Source organism: Streptomyces sp. N35, assembly GCF_016464295.1.
Lineage (GTDB): Bacteria > Actinomycetota > Actinomycetes > Streptomycetales > Streptomycetaceae > Streptomyces.
Genome location: NZ_JAEIMH010000194.1, coordinates 1 through 1,449 on the forward strand (window position 1 = coordinate 1; position 1,449 = coordinate 1,449).

The window sequence follows — 1,449 nt, forward strand, 5'->3', positions numbered from 1 at the left end:
CCCCGTCGGGGGGCGGCGCCGCCCGCCGCTTCGTCCGCCTCGGCACGGGCGGTGCGCGCCTCGGCGAGCCCGGCCTCGGTCTCCTCGGCGAAGGCGCGGGCGGCGGTGGCGGTCTCTTCGAGCTCCGCGAGCCGACCCGCCGGGCAGCCCGCACGCCAGGAGGAGAGCCGCGCGGCGAGCTCGCGGTCCTTGCCGAGGCGGGCGGCGAGCGCGCGGATCTCCTCGTCGCGCCGGGTGGCGCGGGCGCGCAGCGTCTGCCGCTCCTCGTCCGCGGCCTGTTCGTCGTGCATGGCCGGGTTCGGCGGTACGAGGAAGACGGCCGCCTCGCCGTCCTGCTCGGCCGGTGTCGGCGCGAGCAGCGCGGCGGCCGTGCCGACGGCCACGGCGGACCGCGGCAACAGGGCGGCCGCGCCCAGGACTTCCCGTGCCCGGGCGTGGGTGTCGGGGTCGGTGATCACCACGCCGTCGACCAGCTCGGGGCGTGCGGCAAGGACGCGGGCGTGGTCGGCGGGCGCGACGGCCTGGGCGAGGTAGCGCCAGCCCGGCAGCGCGGGGATGCCGTGCTCGCCGAGGTACTCGACGGTGGCCAGGACGTCGGGTCCTGGCGGCAGCAGTCCGCCGTCGCCGAGCGCGCCGAGGATCCGGGAGTCGTCGGCCGCGGCGGTGCGCAGGTCGAACAGCTGGCGCTCGGCGGCGGCCACACCGGACTCGAGGAGCTCCTTGAGCTCATCGGCGTAGCGGTCCAACTCGGGGGCGGTGAGCTGCCCTTGGGTGCCCTCGCCCTCGGCGCCGTCCGTGCGCGGCTTCGGCACTGCCCCGCGTACGGCATCGGTGGAGGACACTCCCCCGCGCACGGCATCGGCGGAGGGCAGCCCGAGCAGCTCGACAAGGCGCTCCTCGGCGGCGGGCGCATCGGCCGGGCGCCCCCCGGCCTCGTACGGCCGGGGAGCCGCGTCGGGGGCGTCGGCGGCGCGGGCTGCGGTGAGCTCGGCGCGCGCCTCGACGGATGCGGCTTCGCGAGCCTGGTCGCCGGTGACGCGGGCGGCCTCACGGGCCGTGTCCCAGGCGGCGACGGTGGTCTTCTCGGCGTCGCTCGCGGCCAGTGCGGCGCGCGCCGGGTCGGCGTCCGGGGCGGTGTCGTCCAGCCAGCCGGCCCGTACCGCCTCGGCGGTCTCCTGCTCGACCTCGCTGAGCCGCTGCTTCAGATGCCCGATCTCGCTGCGGGCACGCTGTGCGTCGGTGGCCGCGACGGTGGCGTCGCGGTGTGCGGCCTCGCCGGCCTCCTGGAGCGCGGCGGAGCGCTCCTCCTCCTCATTGGCCAGCTGTTCGGCGCCTTCGGCGGCGGTGTGCAGCGCGCGGACCAGGTCGGCGGCGGCCGTCGCGCGGGCGGCGAGTGCGGGCGCGGCGTCGCGCTCGGCCTCGCGGATCGCGACGGCCACGCGGGCGGAG

Annotated in this window: 1 pseudogene; it reads right to left on the reverse strand. The window is 78.6% G+C overall.

Annotation, left to right across the window (positions count from 1 at the left end):
• Positions 1-1,449 (reverse strand): annotated as a pseudogene (locus JAO81_RS41800) (hypothetical protein); the annotation flags it as partial.